This window comes from Rhodohalobacter sp. 614A, from assembly GCF_021462415.1.
Taxonomy (GTDB): domain Bacteria; phylum Bacteroidota; class Rhodothermia; order Balneolales; family Balneolaceae; genus Rhodohalobacter.
Genome location: NZ_JAKEDS010000003.1, coordinates 79,449 through 98,307 on the forward strand (window position 1 = coordinate 79,449; position 18,859 = coordinate 98,307).

18 protein-coding genes are annotated in these 18,859 nt (G+C 40.8%); 13 read left to right on the plus strand and 5 right to left on the minus strand.

Features of this window, described 5'->3' with window-relative positions:
- Positions 1–4 precede the first annotated feature (4 nt).
- The 4 genes from L0B18_RS14120 to L0B18_RS14135 all read right to left on the minus strand — a co-directional run bounded on the left by L0B18_RS14120 (position 5) and on the right by L0B18_RS14135 (position 3,675).
- Positions 5–988, minus strand: coding sequence for a PstS family phosphate ABC transporter substrate-binding protein (locus L0B18_RS14120; RefSeq protein ID WP_234572440.1), 984 nt, complete (start codon positions 986–988; stop codon positions 5–7).
- A 29-nt stretch (positions 989–1,017) separates the two neighbouring features.
- On the minus strand, positions 1,018–1,782 hold the full coding sequence (locus L0B18_RS14125; RefSeq protein WP_234572441.1) for a DUF2490 domain-containing protein: 765 nt from the start codon (positions 1,780–1,782) through the stop codon (positions 1,018–1,020).
- A gap of 91 nt (positions 1,783–1,873) precedes the next feature.
- On the minus strand, positions 1,874–2,308 hold the full coding sequence (locus L0B18_RS14130; protein ID WP_234572442.1) for an RrF2 family transcriptional regulator: 435 nt from the start codon (positions 2,306–2,308) through the stop codon (positions 1,874–1,876).
- Between the two features lie 158 nt (positions 2,309–2,466).
- Positions 2,467–3,675 carry a serine hydrolase domain-containing protein gene (locus L0B18_RS14135; RefSeq protein ID WP_234572443.1) on the minus strand — a complete coding sequence of 403 codons (1,209 nt, stop codon included), beginning with the start codon at positions 3,673–3,675 and terminating at the stop codon, positions 2,467–2,469.
- 333 nt (positions 3,676–4,008) lie between these two features.
- On the opposite strand from L0B18_RS14135, the gene L0B18_RS14140 reads away from it, so the two are divergent.
- From L0B18_RS14140 to L0B18_RS14170, 7 genes are all read left to right on the plus strand, one after another.
- On the plus strand, positions 4,009–5,055 hold the full coding sequence (locus L0B18_RS14140) for a serine hydrolase domain-containing protein (protein ID WP_234572444.1): 1,047 nt from the start codon (positions 4,009–4,011) through the stop codon (positions 5,053–5,055).
- Positions 5,056–5,206: 151 nt separating this feature from the next.
- Positions 5,207–5,884: a response regulator transcription factor gene (locus L0B18_RS14145; protein WP_234572445.1), complete on the plus strand. Its 678-nt coding sequence runs from the start codon at positions 5,207–5,209 to the stop codon at positions 5,882–5,884.
- The gene (locus L0B18_RS14150; RefSeq protein ID WP_234572446.1) at positions 5,881–7,146 is read left to right on the plus strand and encodes a type IX secretion system histidine kinase PorY; all 1,266 of its coding nucleotides are present in this window, start codon (positions 5,881–5,883) and stop codon (positions 7,144–7,146) included. The genes L0B18_RS14145 and L0B18_RS14150 overlap by 4 nt, the downstream gene beginning before the upstream one ends.
- Positions 7,147–7,308: 162 nt before the next feature.
- A complete protein-coding gene (locus L0B18_RS14155) occupies positions 7,309–7,758 on the plus strand; it encodes a PepSY-like domain-containing protein (protein ID WP_234572447.1) in 450 nt (149 codons plus the stop codon).
- A 106-nt stretch (positions 7,759–7,864) separates the two neighbouring features.
- Positions 7,865–8,956 (plus strand): hypothetical protein, encoded by a 1,092-nt coding sequence (locus L0B18_RS14160; protein WP_234572448.1) that lies wholly within the window; start codon positions 7,865–7,867, stop codon positions 8,954–8,956.
- Between the two features lie 233 nt (positions 8,957–9,189).
- Positions 9,190–10,338 (plus strand): alpha/beta hydrolase family protein, encoded by a 1,149-nt coding sequence (locus L0B18_RS14165; protein WP_234572449.1) that lies wholly within the window; start codon positions 9,190–9,192, stop codon positions 10,336–10,338.
- 283 nt (positions 10,339–10,621) lie between these two features.
- Entirely contained in the window at positions 10,622–11,617 is a 996-nt protein-coding gene (locus tag L0B18_RS14170; protein WP_234572450.1) for an adenylate/guanylate cyclase domain-containing protein, read from the plus strand.
- 165 nt (positions 11,618–11,782) lie between these two features.
- On the opposite strand, the gene L0B18_RS14175 is transcribed toward L0B18_RS14170, so the two are convergent.
- Complete coding sequence (locus L0B18_RS14175) at positions 11,783–12,181, minus strand: hypothetical protein (RefSeq protein ID WP_234572451.1); 399 nt, start codon at positions 12,179–12,181, stop codon at positions 11,783–11,785.
- A 271-nt stretch (positions 12,182–12,452) separates the two neighbouring features.
- On the opposite strand from L0B18_RS14175, the gene L0B18_RS14180 reads away from it, so the two are divergent.
- The 6 genes from L0B18_RS14180 to L0B18_RS14205 all read left to right on the plus strand — a co-directional run bounded on the left by L0B18_RS14180 (position 12,453) and on the right by L0B18_RS14205 (position 18,793).
- The gene (locus L0B18_RS14180) at positions 12,453–12,965 is read left to right on the plus strand and encodes a GNAT family N-acetyltransferase (RefSeq protein ID WP_234572452.1); all 513 of its coding nucleotides are present in this window, start codon (positions 12,453–12,455) and stop codon (positions 12,963–12,965) included.
- Positions 12,966–12,976: 11 nt separating this feature from the next.
- A complete protein-coding gene (locus tag L0B18_RS14185; RefSeq protein ID WP_234572453.1) occupies positions 12,977–13,564 on the plus strand; it encodes a hypothetical protein in 588 nt (195 codons plus the stop codon).
- Positions 13,565–13,735: 171 nt separating this feature from the next.
- A complete protein-coding gene (gene dgcN / locus L0B18_RS14190) occupies positions 13,736–14,740 on the plus strand; it encodes an N-acetyltransferase DgcN (RefSeq protein ID WP_234572454.1) in 1,005 nt (334 codons plus the stop codon).
- Between the two features lie 12 nt (positions 14,741–14,752).
- Positions 14,753–15,718 (plus strand): N-acetyl-D-Glu racemase DgcA, encoded by a 966-nt coding sequence (gene dgcA / locus L0B18_RS14195; protein WP_370647596.1) that lies wholly within the window; start codon positions 14,753–14,755, stop codon positions 15,716–15,718.
- A gap of 110 nt (positions 15,719–15,828) precedes the next feature.
- The gene (locus L0B18_RS14200; RefSeq protein ID WP_234572456.1) at positions 15,829–16,662 is read left to right on the plus strand and encodes an inositol monophosphatase family protein; all 834 of its coding nucleotides are present in this window, start codon (positions 15,829–15,831) and stop codon (positions 16,660–16,662) included.
- 145 nt (positions 16,663–16,807) lie between these two features.
- Positions 16,808–18,793 carry a TonB-dependent receptor plug domain-containing protein gene (locus tag L0B18_RS14205; RefSeq protein ID WP_234572457.1) on the plus strand — a complete coding sequence of 662 codons (1,986 nt, stop codon included), beginning with the start codon at positions 16,808–16,810 and terminating at the stop codon, positions 18,791–18,793.
- Positions 18,794–18,859 lie beyond the last annotated feature (66 nt).

Here is an 18,859-nt window from a genome sequence, read left to right on the forward strand (position 1 = left end):
ATATTCAGTTTTGAAGTTTCGAAAGCTGATCCCGGATATAAGCCTCATTCAAAGGAACGTAACCACTTGGCCGAACGAATTGCTGTCCTTCTGTCAAAACCCACTCGAGAAATGCAATAACGGCCTGTTGTTCAGGTTCGCCATTCGTTATCAAGTATAATTCACGGGCCGGTGGCGATGGATATTTTCCAGAACCAACTGCTTTTAAAATGGCACTGAAGTTGTCATAAAAATCTTCATCTTCATCAAGCACGCCATTTGTATTCAGATCAAACGGAATAATCTCAATACCCTCATTTTTTTGGCCCGATTCCACATCATAAACATAAATGGTATTGTTAAAACCAACACTCAAAGGATCTCTCCGCACTGCATCAGCAAGTCCCGGATCTCCCATTATTCCTACCCCATTCATATCCTCCTGATGAGCACCAAAATAGGATGCAAATGTTTCGGCGGCGCCGGCTGCATCAGAACGGGCAAACACCGTGATTTGCTCTCCCCTGCCTTCTTCCAGATCTATAACATCTCCCCAATGAGGGTACTCATTATTCAACCAAATCGTGGCTAAATCTTCTTGAGTTACTCCCTGCTTATGCAGCTCTTCCAGGTAGGGATTTTCAGTGCTTATAGTTGGAATTACCGCATCTTTGGTCACAGCTACCCACCACACTCCGCGATCTATTTCTGCCTGTGTGAAATTTCTCGAGAACATACCCAAATCGGTAGCACCGGCCATCACATCGGCCATGCCCTTGCCGGCTCCGCCAGCCTGAATATCGAACTGAATGTTGGGATGAGTTTTGTTAAACTCCTCCGCCCAGGTGGTCACCAATGGATAGAGAGCAAAGGCACCGGATATGGCTATCCTTGCATTTTCACCTTCTGTTTGCTGACCTTTTTTATCGGAAGAGCCGCAACCACCCAGAATACCTAATATTAAGATTGAGAGGATAATGACAGGTAAGAAAAAGGTTTTAATATTCATAATATCTATAGATTTAATAGGATTTAAATTTAAAAAGATTGATTGAATGTTACACGTAAAATATATCGGCTTCTGAAATCATCGCCGTTACTTCGTTGTTGAAACCAATTGATGAGATCGGCCTCAAGATTGCTTTTAGAACTGAATTTGCTTCTGATTCCGACATACAATCGATTCTGGTCAAAGGTATTTCGGACAATATCTTTACCTGCATTGATCATAATTTCATCACCAATTTTGAAGTCAAGAGCTCCGGCCCCACTTTTATCATTGAGTGGAATCCTGAATTGAACACGGTAGCGAAACCGCAAGTTGAAATCATATCCATCAGCAAGTTCAGTTCCTTCCGTTTTTCTGATGAACCGTTCCTCCAGCCGATATCGATGTGTAATCCCCACGTTACCCACCTTATCTCTCATCGTCAAATCCTGGTGAGGCCTTATTTCGGGACGCGTCAAGTCAATGTCAGCCTCGCCATCCTGGGGCAATGACTGGAAAAAATATACACCGCCTGCTCCTATCTCCCAGCCGTTAGAAAGGCTTTTCACAAATGTTACACGGGGAACCAGCAGTTGATGTTGACGGTCGGGGAAAGCCCACCTCCGGATCTCTAATTCACCTTTTAGCGACCAACTGCTGCCAAGATCAAACGAGGGACTATAGCGCAACCAGTAGAAAGTCTCGTGATCGATGTTCTTGCTTTGCGCTGCCAATCTGGTTGAAGTGAATAATGTTAGAAAGACTGAAAACAATGTTAATGTCAGTATAGCTTTTGTATCATATTTGTATTTCATGGAATAAATATTGGTTAGGATTTTAAGAATGGGATGAATCTACAAAATACCTAATTACCTACCAAGTTTATAGGAATTAATTTTAAAAAAACTACAACTCTTCTAAAAACCCTTCCTGTTCTACCAAACGGGTCAGTGTATATCTTTTTAAAATATGCACTGTTTCATCTCTCACTTCTTTTATTGCTTTGCGAATCGTACATGTTTTCTCGTCCTTGCACTCTTCACACCGTTCGTAATAGTTATAAGTAACACAGGGAAGCAGAGCAATCGCACCATCTATCGTACGATGAATATCTGCGAGGTTAATTTCATCCGGGTGTTGACGCAGATAATATCCTCCGCTTCGTCCTTTTTTACTGCTAATGTATCCCGAACTTTTAAGCTCAAGTAATATAGCTTCCAAAAACTTGTGTGGGATGTTCTCTTTCTCTGCAATCTCTCCAATAGACATGGGGCCGCGGTTACGTTCTTTCGCTAAACGTAACATTGCATGAATAGCATATTTGGCTTTTTTGGACAGCAAAGCAAGTAGATTGTTTGTAGTTAAGTATTCAAAATATAAACCAAAAGATGTCGTCTAACAAACGTTTCGGGATGACCGGAGACGATGCCGTGTTTAAATTTAACCATAAAAGTTCAGCTACTTTTATGAATCAAATATAAAAGCCAAGTTGCTACACCTCACTCTAAAACAACTTCCACAGAATTAGATTTGAAGTGATCAAAAAAGTCGGGCATAACAGTTAACGGATAGCTTGAGTGAGTGTTGATAAGAATGCAGATTCCTACTCCATCTTCTGGTGCAAAAGCGATTTCGCTTCGATAGCCGTTTACATATCCTCCGTGGTATACGATTCTTTGCCCATGATTATCAAGCACTCTCCACCCCATTCCATAATACGATTCATTCACTCCTTCCCAATACCGGCTATAGCGTCGGTTGTGGATGGTAGCCAACGGATCAAAAATTTCTTCCAGCCTTTTCCCGGAAATTATTTCAGGATGATGACCGGTTAACAATAGCAACCATTTCCCCATATCTGAGGCCGAAGCATTGATTCCTCCGGAAGAAATTGCATTGTAATATTTTTCAGAAATAGACATGGGTACACGTCCCCTCGAACTGGAATGATAGACATGGGGCAACGCTTTATTCGTGGAAGATTGAATGCTCTCAAAACTTGCCGATGAATGATTCATTGCTAACGGCTTAAACAGTTTCTCTTCCAGAAGTGTGTGAAAGCTGGTATTCGTTTGGGATTCCAGCACTTTTTCAATTGCTGAATAGGTTGCATTCTGGTAGGAAACCTGCCTGCCTTCTTTTGAAATTAAAGGCACGTATTGCAGCCGGGGAATGATGCTGTCTAAAGAAAGTCCGTCTTCTACCAAATTCGTATACGAATGGCGTGGCAATCCTGTGGTATGAGACAATAGATGCTTGATCTGAATCCGCTTGGTTTGTTCCGGATCATTCAGTTTGAAATCCTCCAAATAACGGAATACAGGGTCATTCCAGTTCACAACTCCTTCTTCTACCATTATTCCCGTCAGGACCGAAGCAAAACCTTTCGAAACACTTCCCAACCTGAATACGGTGTGTTCGTCAACTTTTTGAGGCTTTCCTTTCTCTGTTACACCGAATCCTTTTTGAAAAATAACCCGTCCATCTTTTACGAAGACAACCGCGGCACCCGGTATTTGCTCATCAGTCAGGCCATCTTTAAAACCCTGTTCAAATTCTTCCAGGTACATGGCTAAAGATTCATCCATCACCCATTCTTCTTTGGGTTCCGGTTCTACAACGATTGGCTCCGATTTGATATCGTTAAAGGCCAAATAAGCCACAAAAATAATAACCAGCAAAAGAAGTGCAGAAAAAAATCGGATCACAGAATATGGATGTGTAGCATAAAAATGCAGTTCTGGTTCTTGCTAAAATTCATGCCAAGAATACTAAAAATCTGACTCCGATATAAAATAGAATTGAGGTAAAATTTTATTTATATCATCTTCTCAATTATGGCTCACGTCAAAATGAAATGCAAAGATGGATGCTTTCGATCTAAAAAAGTACCTTACATAATTTTATATCCAAATAATCAGCAGAATAATCAACATATCCACCTTTTAAGGCGGCGCAAATACGGGTTCAGAAATTTAAAATAACTACCAGGCTAACCGCTTCAACTTTGGGAATTAAGCGGCTGTAAAAAATCACTGCACATGGAAAAAAAGAAACTCATCGTCCGGCTTCTTCGAATCATCATGCCAATCCTGGCAATAATCTCTATTGTGATATTCCCGCCTTGGGATGGAATATGGGCATGGTTACCGCCATTACCCGACACCGTTCAGGAACAGGTTGATGATGCCATTGATCATGGTCTGGATGGCATCATTGTTTATGTAGATCAATCCGGTAAAAAGCCGGCTTTTTATTCAGCCGGCTGGAAAAATAAAGGAACTCGAACGCTGGCTGATCCACATGCATTGTTCAAAATTGCCAGTATCAGCAAATTATATATTGCCGCTGCAGCCACCAAATTGGCCCATAACCAAAGCTTGGCGCTGGATGATACTCTCGCCGATCATTTGCCAGAACTTGTTGGAAGAATTGAATATGCGGATCAGATTACTTTGAGAATGTTACTACAGCATCGCAGCGGCATTCCTAATTTCACTGACCAGGAAGAATTCGACTGGTTCATTCCCCAGACAGACCTAAACAAAAATCTGGAAATCATCTTAGATAAACCGGCAGATTTTACGCCTGACTCCCGCCACAGTTATTCCAATACAAACTATCTGTTGATAGGCCGTATTCTTGACAACATTTTAGGATATAGTCACCATCAATATATCGAGACAGAAATACTGGCCCCTCTCGGCCTGACGAATACATATAGTTTGCCTGAAGATGTAGAAAACGAAAATATTGTCAGCGGGTACTGGTATCAATATGAAGATGATCTTTGGAGTCTTGATTATTTAATTCCCGGCGGCTCGATGATTGCAACTGCTCAGGACGTGGGTATCTTTTTGAGAGCTTTGAATAATGGTTCGTTACTGAATGACGATGAGCAGGCTATTTACTCTTCAATTTATGAATATGAACATACGGGCTGGCTGCCGGGATACCAGAGTATCGCACGTTATCACAAGGATATGGATACCGTTGTTGTTCAATTTGTGAATACAACCGGTGGAGAATCAATAATGATGTCGAACATTGTTTACAACCGCATTGTTCGAATACTCAGCGAACAATAAGCCCGATTAGCATTATTGTCAGTTAGATATTTGTTATCCTGATGGAGTGCAAATCAACAGGGATTTTGAATTAAATGAGCATCAACGTTGGCAGCTAATTTAACTCACCAAATTCCAAATTCTTTCCAGATTCTTCTTTTATTATGAAACGATGAAAATTTTAGTCATTGAAGATGAAAAACAGCTTCAAAAGAGTATTGTAGAATCTCTTGAAAAGGAGCACTATGTAGTAGAAACGGCGGATGATTATCCTTCAGCAGTCGAGAAAGTCTTTGTGTATGATTACAACTGCATTTTGCTCGATATCATGCTGTCAAACGGAAACGGGCTACAATTACTTGAAAAGCTAAAGAGAGAGGGCAAAAGTGAAAACGTTATCATCATATCAGCAAAAGATTCGCTGGATGACAAGTTAAAAGGCCTGGAGTTAGGAGCCGACGATTATCTGACAAAACCATTTCACCTGGCGGAGTTGAATGCAAGAGTAAAAGCTGTTCTCAGACGAAATACTTTGGATGGACAATCAACCATAGATTTTGGCAATGTAAGTCTCAACCCAGACACCCGGGAAGTTCGTGTTCATGAACAGGAGATCAATCTCAACCGAAAAGAATTCGATATACTTAAATATTTCCTGACCAATAAGAAAAGACTCGTAACTCGAACTGGCCTTGCGGAACACGTTTGGGGCGATCATATTGATCAGGCTGATAATTTTGATTTCATCTACTATCAGATTACAAATCTGCGAAAGAAACTGGAAAAAGCTGATGCCGATGTTGAAATCAAGGCTGTTTACGGAGTAGGTTATAAATTAGAGTTGCAATGAAGTTACTCAACCGTTCTTTACAATATCTTTCGGTTACCATTCTGGTTGTTGTTGGCATCTGGTCTGTGATTTTTTACCTCGACTTCAGAGATGAAGTTTATGATATTGTAGATGACAGCCTGGAAGACCAATTGGAACTTCTCAATGCCCGGGTCAGAGAAAATCCTTCCCTGTTGGAAACAACCACATTTGAGAACGGTGTTTTTTCTATCTCTCCTATCACAGAACAAGAAGCTTTGGTTTATCAGGAAGAAGTTTTCAGCGACGAGCTTATGCCGCTGCCCTATGACAATGATCTTGAACAGGTTCGAATGCTCTCTGAAGCTTACCTGGTTGACGGAAAGTATTACAAATACCAGGTCATTTCTTCAACTGTTGAAGAAGACGATCTGATCGAAAGCCTGTTTTGGTTTATCGTGTGGCTTTACATGGCCCTAATTCTTACCATCATAGTGGTGAATAACTGGGTACTTAGAGGCCTGTGGTCTCCTTTCTATCAAATATTGACGGAGCTGAAGCAATTTCGGCTGGAAAAGAAGACAAACCTCGCAAATGTTTCATCAAGAACCAGGGAATTCCAGGAGTTGAAAAAGGTTGCGGAAGAGTTAATCGAGCGGACCACACAAACGTTTATCAATCAGAAACAATTTACGGAAAATGCTTCTCATGAACTGCAAACACCCATTGCTATCATCAGAAGCAAACTTGAATTGTTAATCGAAAAAGGAACTCTCGCTGATGAGGATGCAAAAACGGTTGGCGAGGTTTTAGACATCACATCCCGATTGACGCAATTAAATAAATCGCTTTTGCTTTTAAGCAGAATTGATAACAAGCAATTTGCCGAAGATAAATATACTTCCGTCAATGAAATGGTTCATCAAATTGTACATGAACTTGATGAGATTTCATCATACAAGAACATTTCTATAAATATCACAGAAAATTCATCTGCAACGATGTATGCAGATCCGTATTTAGCCAAAATTCTTTTCCAAAATTTGCTGGTGAATGCTATCCATCACAATAAAAAAGGAGGAAAAGTTGACATCGAAATCTCAGAAAAAGAATTCAAAATTTGTAATACATCAAACACAAAAGCTTTGGATGAAAAGCAATTGTTCAAGCGATTTTCAAAAAATAGAGAGACAAAAAATAGTACGGGTTTGGGATTAGCCATTGTTCATGCAATCTGCAATTTATACGAGTTCGATATCGAATATTCCTATAATGAATTGCATTGTTTCCAGGTCTTCTTATAAATAATTTTCTTTGCTCCCTCCGATTCCAAATTGTTTCTAAATTTGGCTCATATATTCTGTACGTAATCAAAAGATAAAGCCCTGGAATGCTGTTTTAAGTTTCTATTTGGCAGATCTAAAACAGACGAACCAGGGCAGTAAACCAAATAAACGTACAGAACAATGAGACATTTAATTCTTTTACTCGCACTATTTACTCTTTCGCTCGGAACAGTAAAGGGACAGGATGTGCCTGCAAATCAGGTTCCGGAAGCTGTGACGGCCGCATTCTCTTCAGACTTTTCCAATGCGCGTGATATCGAATGGGAGAAAAATCCCTCCTTTTATGAAGTTGAATTCGAAACCCGCTGGGGAAGAGATCATGAGGCACGATATGACAGCGATGGAAATCTCCTTTATCACAAAGAGGAAATTCCAAACCGGGAAATTCCTGATGAAATTACCAATCGTATTAATACAGAATTTGAAGGATATAAAATTGACGATGCTGATAAAATCATAGAAGGAGAACAAACCCGATATTTGCTCTCTCTTGAAGCAAAAGGCATGGATGACATTGATGTTTTAATCGGTGAAGACGGAGAAATTATCAGCCAAATTTATGATGATTAATTTCCGCAACCTCATCTAAGCCCTATTTAAGAATCCTCTGAAATCGTCTAAGCCTGCAAAAACATTGCGGGCTTTTTTAATTCTGAAATGATTTTACAGACATAAAATGAAAACATTTTTAAACAGCATCTTTATCACTCAACTTTTTCTTGTTCTTGCATTCTCCGAACGTGTTCTGGCCCAAAAAACGCTTCAGGATATTGGCGTGAGCGGACAATTTTTCCTCTCTTATGAATATGATTTCTATGAAGATTATGAAACCAATGAATTTACGGTTAAACGAGGATACATCACTTTTGAGAATGATTTGAGTGACAAACTGGGGATTCGATTTACCCAGGATATTACCATTGACCAAGAGGGAGATGGTTCCGGTGATATCGAACTTCGTCTAAAATATGCGCTTCTCAACTACGCTATGGATGATATTGGAATTTTAACTTCACCAAATATTGAAATGGGTGTAGTCCATCGTCCGTGGATTGATTTTGAACAAAACACGAATGATTTCCGTGTCCAAAAACCAATGATGCTCGATCAGAACGAGATTCTTGCATCGGCCGATTTTGGATTACAGTTTGAGGCCGGTATCGGCAATGAACTAAGAACTGATCAGCAAAAAGGTTTAAAGTCAAACCCCGCTAAGTATGGAAGTTTTAGTGTTGGTTTATATAATGGCGGTGGCTATTCAAGCCTAGAAATGAATAATAATAAATTGTTTGAAGCCCGATTGAGTTTACGTTTCTTTCCACGCACTATTCCCGGTTTTCAAACATCATTCCTGGGAGCTTTTGGAAAAGGAAATATTCCTGAAAGTCCGGACTTTCAGTTGATAGGTTCAGCACTTACGTATGAATCGGAAAAAGTGAATTTTGTATTTCAGGGTTTTCAAAGTACAGGTGATAGTTCAGGCCGATTTGTACATCCTGATTCAGGCTCTCCCTATCGCCTTAAAGGTTGGAGTGCATTTTCTGATGTTAAGCTATTCAATTCTCCCGTTCACGTCACTTTAAGATATGATGAACTTTACAATAGAGATCTTAACCATTTGTCTGTACAACAATGGGTTGCCGGCTTGGCGTATATTTTTAAAAATCGGTCGAAAATACTGCTTGATGTAAGCCGGGAAAATGTAAATGCCCTTTTAAATTCAGATGGTTTTACGAGGTTTGAAGTCGTTACGGAGGTGAGGTTCTAACGGTTTTAATTAAAACGAGTTGTCAGGAAATTTTATGACTTTCATATTACAGCAAATCTCTATAAACAATTGAGAGCATTTAAGTTAATACTATTATCCAGTTGAAACCGTTCTTTCGAAATGTTTGGTTTTAAACTTGAATCGGGGTACGATAATTTTTTGGAAGAATCATTACGCAAGATAATCCGGAATATGTTTCCTATTAGTATCTGTCCCTTCTTAACTTTTGTGGAATGCTTAAATCAATAATCCCCGCCCTTGTATTTTTTACTTTTTCATTGAACGGTTATGGTCAGGAACTTGACGCCCCTTCCTATCAAGCCGGTTTTAAAATTATTTCTTTAACAGATTCAAGCCGCATTTATAAACCAAATACTTCACCTACCGATCGTTTGCATTATCGATCTCTGGAATTAGATGTTTGGTACCCGGCTCAAAATGAAAACTCCTCCACTGGGAAAATGTACTTTCGTGACTTTCTTGAATCGTTTGAAGACAGGGCAAATCGATTTCAGGACGAGAATGATTATACCGGAATGGCATTGAATCTGGCTCAATCTTTTGCCGTTGGACTTGGCCTTGAACCTGATAAAGCTGATTCTCTGCTGAATTATGAAACAAACAGCTACCCAAATGCTGAAATCGCTGACGGAAAATTTCCTCTTATTCTCTATTTGGCCGGATTTAACGGGATGGGATTTGAGAATAATATTAGTTTGGAAAATCTTGCTCAGCATGGATATATCGTCGTATCAATCTGGTCAGTGGGACGATATCCTGGAGATATGACGAACGATAAACTGGACATGCTTGAACAAGTTTATGATGCTGAGTTTGCTGTAAAAGCACTACAGAATCAAACCGATCTTCCTATTGATTTTGATAAAATCGGTGTCCTAGGCACCAGTTGGGGCGGCATGAGTTCAGCAGTGCTCCTGGACAGAAATCCTACTATTGATGCATTGGTATCTCTCGATGGAACAGAAACATTTTACTTTGGCGAGAGTGAAGATGAGAATGCATATTTGAATGAAATCTATAACTCAGATTTAATTCATCCGGGCAAGATGACCGCACCATATTTATATATCGAGAGCGGAAACAAATTGGATGGGTTTATTCCCTCTGGAGAGTATAATTATTTCAAAAAGAGCCGTTCAGAAAGATTTTATCTCCGTTTTTCAGAAAGCAAACACGAAGATTTTTTGAGTATTCCCTCCCTTTTGAAAGTGTCGGAGACGACGGTAAACTTATATCAAACTCTTTCTGAAACTACACTTCGGTTTTTTGATACCTACCTGAAAAATAAGACGGAATTCAAATCCTTTTATAACAAACTGGCCACCCGTGATGATGTTTCGACAAAGCCCTTTGAATATTAATCCGGGTAACAGAAAAGTTATTTATTCCATTTGATTCCTGATCATTTTTATCAAAACTTATAGAGCTTGACAATTTTCAGAAAGCAACGGTTTCTGCCGTATAAACAGAGACTGTCCATTTTCTATAAACGAGATCATATTGTTAGGACGCGCTATAAAATCCCCTTTACTTAAGCATCTGAGATTACAAATATTCTTCTGGAGTATTTATAATTTTTCTTTAGCCAATCTTGTATTTCTCAATTATGCGATAATAATTACAGCCTACAAGATTTCTGTGGAAATGAACTATACAGAATTGGTTCTGTATGCTTTTGGAATGGCTTTCTTTCATGGGACCCTGCTGGGGATTACAAATTATGCTACAAATAAACTTTTTTTCGTCACAAAATCCGTTCGGAAGGCTTTAACGGTTCAATCATTACTTTCTCTTTTAATTTTTGTACTAACGTTCGCAATCGTCAGATTTTTGTTAGACCAGATTCTACTCCCTGACGCTTCATTTGATGGCACCATGTGGTCGTATATTTTTAACCTGGCCTTGGTTCATTACACAATAGGATCAATCTTAATTGCTTTTGCCAATCAGGTTGTGCGGAAATTTGGGATAAATGTAGTTTTGCCCATGCTTACGGGAGTTTATAGAAAACCTCGGCTGGCAAACAAAATATTCATGGTTATTGACCTTAAATCATCCACCATGCTTGCTGAAATCTTCGGGCACAAGAAGTATAGTAAATTCGTACAGGAGTTTATTCTTGATATCAATCGATGCCTCGACTCGTTCAATGCAGAAGTTTATCAATATGTGGGTGATGAAGTAGTGGTCATTTGGGATACAACCTCTTTCCATACCTTACAAGCCATCCATTTTTATTATGCTTGTACCCGCCAGGTTTATAAAAGACGAAATTTTTACCTGAAAACCTTTGGTATCATCCCAACATTTAAATCCGGAATGGACTGTGGATTGGTTACTGCCGTTGAAGTTGGGGATATTAAACGAGACATCGCCTATCATGGAGATACTATTAATACGGCTTCCAGAATTCAAAGCCTTTGCAATGAACTGGATCGTCCGTTGATTATTTCTCAAAACGTTGAACAACTTCTGACAGACGAACATCCATTTACTCTGGAAAAAATTGGGGAAATAAAATTACGGGGAAAGGATCATCCAACTTTACTGTTTGCTATTAATGATACGGATAACATCGATACACATTCCTTAGAAATGATCTGTTCCAGGAATTATGCTCAGCTTAAGGACGCAGAATAATATCACAATTATACCTGATCAAAGGAATAGTTATGGATTATAGCGGGAATATTGGTTTAGCTATAGCCGTAGCAATGGGATTGATTGGCCTGGCTTTTGTCAGCGGCATCACGCTTCTTAGAAAAGCATAAATGATATTCCGGATTTATGTTCGTAGTAATAAGACTAATCAGAATCGGTATTCAGGGAGTCTAATAATCCAATCACAAGTATTTCAGAAATCTCTTCTTTCATCTCGAGTTCAGTATTCCTGATAGCCATTAAAACGGCATCGCGGATACTCATTTCGCCTTTCACCGCATTCACCCAAATGGCTCCCGTTTTTGAAAGATCTGTCTCTATGAAACAACCCGAGGCATGTGCTAATTGTTGAGCGGTTTCATCAAACCGTTGAGCTGGAATATCATAGGGATTTTCTGTTACGATGCTATTACAGCCTCTATATGCGGTTGAATCGTTGGATGCAGTCGTGTTATCAGTCTCCTTTTCCTTTGGAGTACTTTCACAACCTACAAGTAAAACACTTGCAATAGGGATGATGAATAATTTGATCCATTTAACCATTTTTCGGGTACTATTTTTTTTATATCACTTCAAAAAATACCAATTTATATACTGAATAGTACTTTTTGAAAAAGTATATCTACTCAGCTATTGTAATAACAAAAACCAAATCCGGTTCCCATAATATCTGGTCTTGTCCACTCATTCTTTGTGGCGATAAGACAAAATGCTAAATTTCATTTGTAGACATTCATCTGGTTTACTGTTCTACATATTGTGTTCCAGATGAAATGGGCTGAGACAAATCATAATGCGAACAGAACAAAGCAATATGAAGAAAGCATGGACAATCAGAAAGGAAAGAGAGTCAGATTTTAAATCTATTTCAACGGTTACCAGAGAGGCATTCAAGAATCTCGAAATCAGTGACCAAACGGAACACCTTATCATCAATGCCTTGCGCCATGCAGGTGCTTTAACAATCTCACTCGTTGCAGAAATTGATGGCAGGATTGTTGGCCATATCGCTTTTTCACCCGTGACAATTTCTGATGGCACCGAGCACTGGTATGGCCTGGGGCCCGTTTCTGTTTTGCCAGATTATCAAAACCAGGGAATCGGGAAAAATCTTATTCATCAGGGTTTGTCAATGCTGAGAGAAATTGGAGCCGAAGGCTGTGTTCTTGTCGGGCACCCGGAATATTACCCTCAATTTGGGTTCCGAAATATTCCAGAGCTTATATACGAGGGAGTTCCACAGGAGGCCTTCCTTGTCTTACCTTTTACGGACAAAACACCGGAGGGACAAGTGGTATTTCATGATGCATTTAACATGAAAGAATAACATTTAAAAAAATGTCTGATCACAAAATGAGAAAACTGATCGGATTTGCAGCTATCATCGGGCCGGGTCTCCACCTGCTTTCTGATATCATGGAGGTCTGGAGTGGGAAGTTTTCAGATGCACAATTGTCTATCAATTACGTGGCATTTCTGATCATTCCATATATGATTCTCGGCCTTCACTCCATCCAGAGAAAAAGAGGTGGATGGATCAGTTTTTGGGGTGCTGTCTTATACGGTTTCTCATTTATCTTTTTTACCGGAACAACATTGTTTGCCCTGTTTCAATCTACTTCTGATTACAGCCGGCTTTGGGAAGAATTAGGTTTAATATATACGGCTCATGGTATCCTGATGATCGTTGGGGGATTGATGTTCAGTATCAGTGTTATTCGCGCTCGTATATTTCCACAAATGACGGGATTTATTCTTTTATTTGGCCTTTGCATTAACCTGTTGGTGGGAGTACTTGGAACTGCTGAAATCTTTCAGATTGTGGGGAGTACATTCAGAAATATTGCCTTTATAAGTATGGGTTTTGCTCTATTTCTACATCCAAAGTTTAGAAACTTCCCTGTCACAGAAAATGCAGAGTCATGAATTCTCAACAGAGCTTTCGGGTAAATCAAAAGAGCGCACAGTCAGAGAGTTGATGCATGTTTGCTTACATTCTTCAAAAAACTGCATCCATCATGTAAGGAAAATGGAAGATTCAGTCTTTTATTGCTATCATTGTCGTTTCTTAAATTCAATGAAAGTAATATTTGCTCAATGCTCAAAACACCTTATTTATTATTTTTAGGGGATGCTCACGATCAGCTCGCAGCTAAAGTAGCCAAAGGAATTTGTGATTGGCGTCCTGAATATGCCGTTGGTCAATTACGCCTGCCTGGATGCAATGCCGATTTGGGATTGCCGGACATGACACTTGATGAAGCCCGCGAAGCCGGTGCACAAACGATGGTTATTGGTGTAGCCAACCGCGGCGGAGTCATCTCCGAATCCTGGAAAGATGTGATGGTAGAAGCTCTTGAAAATGGTTTTGATCTCGCTTCCGGCCTCCATAACCGCCTGCGTGACAATCCTCACCTGGCGGCCACTGCGGCAAAATACGGCCAGGAACTCTTTGATGTTCGCATACCCAATCAGACCTACCCAATTGCAACGGGAGAAAAACGATCCGGGAAACGCTGTCTCACAGTTGGTACAGATTGCTCTGTCGGTAAAATGTATACAACACTCGCCCTGGAAAAGGAGATGAAAGAGCGCAGCATGAATGTAGATTTTCGGGCCACCGGTCAGTCCGGAATTTTAATTACAGGTGACGGCGTTCCCCTGGATGCTGTTATTGCCGACTTTATGGCCGGTGCTGTAGAATGGCTTACCCCGGATAATGACCCGGATCACTGGGATCTGATTGAAGGACAGGGTTCTCTGTTTCATGTTTCTTTTTCCGGTGTAACTATGGCTTTAATTCATGGTGGACAACCGGATGCACTTATACTGTGCCACGAACCCACACGAACGCACATGCGCGGGATTCCAACTTTTGGTCTCCCCTCCCTGGAAGAAGTGCGTGATCTTTCACTCAAGATTGCACAGGTTGTAAATGCCGACTGCAAAGTTGTTGGAATTTCAGTGAACACCGCATCTCTCAATCAAGAAGAAGCAAAGAAATATCTTGCTGAAGTAGAGAACCGAATGGGCCTCCCAACTGTTGACCCATACCGCCAGGGAGCTGCCCGTCTCGTGGATGAACTTGAAAAAATCACGTAATTCATGAATGTGATGGAGATCGCTATTCAACCGGAATCCTTTCCTCTTGCAGAAGTTTTTACGATATCGCGGGGTTCGCGTACGGAAGCGAAGGTTCTGACCGTTCAGATCACCAAAAACGGAATTACCGGGCGGGGCGAATGTGTTCCCTATGCCCGGTATGGCGAAAGTATGGAAAGTGTAACATCCCAAATTCAATCGCTGCCGAACGAGTTTGACCGTACCACACTTCAGGAACTTCTGCCGGCGGGTGCGGCACGAAATGCAGTAGATTGTGCTCTTTGGGATGTGGAAGCAAAAACTCAGAATAAACGAGTTTGGGAACTGGCCGGGCTCCCCGATCCCGGGCCGGAAATTACTGCCTACACTCTTTCGCTGGATACTCCCGAACGAATGAAAGCGGCAGCTTCCAAAAATGCATTTCGCCCGTTGTTAAAAATTAAACTGGGTACTCCGGATGACATGCCGCGATTGGAAGCCGTGAGAGCTGGCGCGCCCGATTCGCATATTATTGTGGATGCCAATGAGGGATGGACCGCTGAGGTTTATAAAGACCTTGCCCCTCACCTTCTTGATCTTGGCGTTTCGATGGTCGAGCAGCCACTACCCGCCGGTCAGGATGAACTTCTTGAAGAAATTGAGCGGCCGTTACCCGTTTGTGCGGATGAATCCTGCCACGATCGTAATAGCCTGCCAACCTTAAAAGGGAGATATGATATGATCAATATCAAACTGGATAAAACCGGTGGACTGACCGAAGCATTGGCGCTCAAAAAACAAGCCCTTTCTGAAGGCTATGAAATTATGACCGGCTGTATGGTTGGAACGTCATTAGCAATGGCGCCGGCCGTTTTACTGGCCCAGGGATCGGCTTTTACGGACCTCGATGGGCCATTGCTTTTAGCTGAAGACCGTACAAATCCTCTGAAATTTGATGAAGCCGGAGTCCATCCACCCTCTCCTGAGCTTTGGGGATGATCGCTATCTATTCATTTTACTCAAAAAACCTCAGCCAAATCAATACATTGGGGATCAGTATTTACTATTTTCAACAGTAGTTTTACTTAACAAATGAACTGAGAAAACGCATGTTTGGAAAAGAGGTTGCTGCCATACTTGAAGATGTAAATGAGATGATCGTGGAAAATTTCCATTCCGCGCATGAAATCAGCATCAAACCGGATGAAAGTATTGTAACAAAAACCGATCGTGAAGTAGAAAATATTTTAATTCCCAGATTAAAGGAATTACTTCCGGAGTCTACAATCATAGGCGAAGAATCGGCTCCAAAGGATCCCGAAGAAATAGAAAAATGTTTCCAAAGCGAATATCTATGGTCGGTTGATCCCATTGACGGTACCATGAACTTTGCTGCCGGTCTTCCGTTATTTGCGGTATCTGTAGGTTTGTTTAAACGAACCGAGAAAGGCTACGAACCGGTTTCGGGCAGTATCAGTTTTCCTGCATTTTCTGAGGTTTATTTTACGCATGAAGGATCAACCTGGCTAAGGAATATCCACTCAGGAAAGGAGACCAAAATCCAAAGGAATCCGGAAAAATCTATTTCGTCTCTGCTTGTCCCGAATCATTATGTGATTGGGAAAAATGTAGACCGAAAAAATCCTTTTGCAAGCAATATCCGCCTGCTTGGAAGTACTGCCGCAGATATGCTTTTTGTGAGCCTCGGAAAGGCTACAGCTACATTAACGCTTGCTCATTTGTGGGATATCGCAGCTGCCCTTGCCATCGCAAAAACCCAGGATTTATATCCACGTGACTTGATATCCGGAGAAGTCAAAGAATACTTCACTAAAGATGATTTTTTCTATGGCGAACCCAAACAGCACTGGCGTTTAAAAAAGCCGCTTGTCCTTTGCGATGACATTTATTTTTCAGATGTAAAAAACCTTATCAAAGATTAAAACAAAGTCTGCCTACGAGTCTGATCATCTCCATCTTTCAACCGAATTTCCCAAAAAGTGACTTTTAATGCATAGTTCGTTCAACTGCATGCAATTGCTATAATTATTCAGATAATATGGTATTTTAGTCTTTTGATTTTTAAAAATGTATACAATGATATTTCCCGTGTGGCGCATTTTCCCACTACTACTGCTTTTTGTTCTGGCTCTTACAACTTCACCTACTTTCGCTCAAATCACTGCCGAGTTAGACTCTATTGAAGTCACCACCACCCGAATTCCTACATCCATAAAGAAAAGCGGTAAAAGTGTTTCGATCCTTACCCAGGATGACCTCCAGGTGATGCCGGTTTCTTCTGTTGATGAACTGCTGCAATCTCTTCCCGGTGTGAATCTGAATAGCCGAAATGCTTTTGGCGTGCAGGCCGACATAGGAATGCGGGGCAGTACATTTGCACAAGTGTTGGTGATGGTTGATGGAATTCGGATTAACGATCCGTTAACGGCTCATTTCAATAATAATATCCCGGTTTCAATGTCGGAAATTGAGCGAATTGAAATCGTTCGGGGACCCGCAGCCACTTCCTTTGGAGCTGATGCTGTAGGCGGAATCATCCATATCAAAACAAAAACATACGTTAACAACTCTGGCACAGGCCGGCAATTGGATACGTCCGGTGAAATAGGATATGGTGAAAATGCACTATTTCTTGCGGATGCCGGTTTTTATTCCCAAGTGGATAAACTTCAGATTTCAGGAGGAATTAAAACCAGTATTTCTGATGGAGAAACTTTCCAAAATCCCAATTTTGGCCAGGTAGAATCTGCCGACAGTTTATACCGTAACTATTTTGACCTGCAAACCTATACCCTCTCTGCGGCTTATCAATTCAATCAAAAATGGAGACTCTATTCGAGGGTGGGATATGATAACCGTGATTTCAGTTCGAAATATTTTTACACAGCAAGTACTTTTGATGAATCTTACGAAAAAACCGATAGCTGGTGGACACAATTGGCGCTGGATCGAACCTCTGACAAGCACCAAACAAACCTGAATCTTGGCTATAAAACCGGAAGCGACTATTATGTGTTCAATCCTGATTCACCTGCGAATGAGCATTCAAGCGGTCAGTTTGCCTTTTCTTTGAATCACCAAATGAATTTGAATCCCGGCCTCCAACTTTCATTCGGAACGCAGGCATTGCACCGGTCGATCGAAAGTACGGATCGTGGAGACCACAAAACCAGCTCTATTGGTTTCTACAGTATTATTTCCAAACAGCTCACAGAAAATCTTATTGGAACGGCAAGCGTTCGTTTAGAACACGATGAAAAATTTGGAACCGAATTTCTTCCCCAAATCAGCCTGGCTTATCCTCTGGAGAATATCACCTTCCGAAGTTCTTTTGGCAAAGCAATCCGTGCCGGTGATTTCACAGAAAAATATGTTTCCACACAAGGCGAAAGCGTCTCGCCGGGCAGAAACTTGGGTAACCCGGATCTGAAAGCCGAAACGTCTTACACACTCGATTTTGGGGTAGATATCTATCCTATTTCCGGTCTAACCGTAAGCAACACAGTTTTTTACCGAACATCTGATAACCTGATTGATTACACGGTAACCAACTCAAATTCTATTCCCAATAACGATAATCTCCAACCCGATGCCGATTATTATTATGCCACAAATGTATCGGACAGCCAAACATTTGGAATTGAATCTCTGATCGGGAAATATTTTGCGCTCTCTGGAAATCGTTTTTTCCATCCTGAAATAAATTACACCTACTTGCATACAACAAATGCCGCCGGTGAGGTTTCGAAGTACATCGCCAATCATCCCAAACATGACCTGAGTTTTACTCTTTCGTATCAGGGCAACTACTTTGGAATCACCTCGGCATCTCATCTGATTAAGCGAAATGCTGAAACAATATCCGCCATTAACGGACGTGTTAAATCCGACTATTTTCTAAGTCATCTGAAATTGGAAGTGATGCCTTTTACAAATAACAGGCTCAGTCTTTACATGAAAATTCACAACCTTTTTGATACGGATTACCAGGAAATTTTGGGAGCTCAAATGCCCGGACGCTGGACAATGGGTGGTATACATTGGAATCTGTAGATTGATTCTTTTAGAAATACTTCTTCTTCTTGGCCTCAAAAAAGCGCATCAATAACACGAACTATT

What these genes read in the sequence shown, in the direction of transcription:
- L0B18_RS14150 (WP_234572446.1), top strand. Translation starts at nt 5,881, where the DNA reads ATGAAGTTACTCAACCGTTCTTTACAATATCTTTCGGTTACCATTCTG.
- L0B18_RS14140 (WP_234572444.1), top strand. Translation starts at nt 4,009, where the DNA reads ATGGAAAAAAAGAAACTCATCGTCCGGCTTCTTCGAATCATCATGCCA.
- L0B18_RS14160 (WP_234572448.1), top strand. Translation starts at nt 7,865, where the DNA reads ATGAAAACATTTTTAAACAGCATCTTTATCACTCAACTTTTTCTTGTT.
- L0B18_RS14175 (WP_234572451.1), bottom strand. Translation starts at nt 12,181, where the DNA reads ATGGTTAAATGGATCAAATTATTCATCATCCCTATTGCAAGTGTTTTA.
- L0B18_RS14185 (WP_234572453.1), top strand. Translation starts at nt 12,977, where the DNA reads ATGTCTGATCACAAAATGAGAAAACTGATCGGATTTGCAGCTATCATC.
- L0B18_RS14125 (WP_234572441.1), bottom strand. Translation starts at nt 1,782, where the DNA reads ATGAAATACAAATATGATACAAAAGCTATACTGACATTAACATTGTTT.
- dgcN (WP_234572454.1), top strand. Translation starts at nt 13,736, where the DNA reads ATGCTCAAAACACCTTATTTATTATTTTTAGGGGATGCTCACGATCAG.
- L0B18_RS14155 (WP_234572447.1), top strand. Translation starts at nt 7,309, where the DNA reads ATGAGACATTTAATTCTTTTACTCGCACTATTTACTCTTTCGCTCGGA.
- L0B18_RS14200 (WP_234572456.1), top strand. Translation starts at nt 15,829, where the DNA reads ATGTTTGGAAAAGAGGTTGCTGCCATACTTGAAGATGTAAATGAGATG.
- L0B18_RS14165 (WP_234572449.1), top strand. Translation starts at nt 9,190, where the DNA reads ATGCTTAAATCAATAATCCCCGCCCTTGTATTTTTTACTTTTTCATTG.
- L0B18_RS14180 (WP_234572452.1), top strand. Translation starts at nt 12,453, where the DNA reads ATGAAGAAAGCATGGACAATCAGAAAGGAAAGAGAGTCAGATTTTAAA.
- L0B18_RS14170 (WP_234572450.1), top strand. Translation starts at nt 10,622, where the DNA reads ATGAACTATACAGAATTGGTTCTGTATGCTTTTGGAATGGCTTTCTTT.
- L0B18_RS14120 (WP_234572440.1), bottom strand. Translation starts at nt 988, where the DNA reads ATGAATATTAAAACCTTTTTCTTACCTGTCATTATCCTCTCAATCTTA.
- dgcA (WP_370647596.1), top strand. Translation starts at nt 14,753, where the DNA reads ATGGAGATCGCTATTCAACCGGAATCCTTTCCTCTTGCAGAAGTTTTT.
- L0B18_RS14145 (WP_234572445.1), top strand. Translation starts at nt 5,207, where the DNA reads ATGAAAATTTTAGTCATTGAAGATGAAAAACAGCTTCAAAAGAGTATT.
- L0B18_RS14205 (WP_234572457.1), top strand. Translation starts at nt 16,808, where the DNA reads ATGTATACAATGATATTTCCCGTGTGGCGCATTTTCCCACTACTACTG.